We start from the raw sequence: 1,019 nt of genomic DNA on the forward strand, positions 1-1,019 counted from the left end.
CCGGGTACGATCGTATAGGCGACGTTCGCCGCGATGCCGAGATTTTTGCCCTGGTCATAGGAAATCTGGGTATTGAAGGCGGTTTTGTCGTTGAACTTGTAGGTGCCGCCGGCCCAGATCGCCCAATGACCATACCACTGCTTGTAGAAGCCGCGGCCGCCATTGCCGAGGTAGTTCGACAGGTTGTTATCCGAGCCATAGCCGCCCATCACCCAGAGCGACAGTTGGCTGGTGGCAATTACGTCCAAGCGGACCTTGCCGGCAACTTCTTCGTAGTTGCTGTCGTAGGACACAACACCGGTGATTGCACCCCAGTCCTGCTTATATTTCACGCCGCCGACGACGTGCGGGACATAGCTGTCGATCGTGAATGCCTTGGAACCCTCTTCGAGGGAGACCACGGCCGTGAGGCCATTGCCGGCATCAAAGTAGTACTGGATGACGTTTGTATCGAAGGAGCCATAGGGTACGAGGGTGTCCTGAATGACGTTGCCGGCATAGCCGATGAACGTATCGAAGGCCGATTCGTCCTTGCCAACGCGTAGCCCGCCAAGCTGGATCCAGGCGAAGTTCAGTGACACGGGCTTGTTATAGGCGCCGACACCGCCATTGGAGTCGGGACCGAGACCGCTCTTGGCCGTGTTGCCGAAATTGAAGCGCGTCTCGGTGTAAGTCTTCAACGTGCCGAGTTCGGTCTCCTGGCCAGTCCAGGTCTTTAAGTTGAAGCGGGCGTTCTTTTTCCAGGTTTCGTTGATGCCGCCGTTCTGGTGGTCGAGCGCCTGGGCGCCGTCGAAACTGCCGATGTCACCGCCACCAATGTCATAGCGGACATAGCCGCCGATGCGCAGGCAGGTTTCGGTGCCGGGGATGTAGAAGTAGCCGGCGCCGTAGACGTCGCAGATCTTGACGTATTCGGCCGGTTCGGGCTCGGCGACGACGACCGCGTCTGCGGCGCGCGCGCCGGTGACCGCGGCCAAAGCCGCAGCGGAGCCGAGAAGAAGGCTCTTGATGTTCATTTT

The 1,019-nt window shown here is 59.2% G+C and carries 1 protein-coding gene; it reads right to left on the reverse strand.

Translation table 11 applies throughout. The annotated features are described in order from the left end of the window. Positions 1-1,016: porin (locus EN943_RS37145; RefSeq protein ID WP_164778616.1), on the reverse strand; the 1,016-nt coding region annotated here is incomplete at its 3' end. Positions 1,017-1,019 lie beyond the last annotated feature (3 nt).

This window comes from Mesorhizobium sp. M7A.F.Ca.US.006.01.1.1 (assembly GCF_003997935.1).
GTDB lineage: Bacteria > Pseudomonadota > Alphaproteobacteria > Rhizobiales > Rhizobiaceae > Mesorhizobium.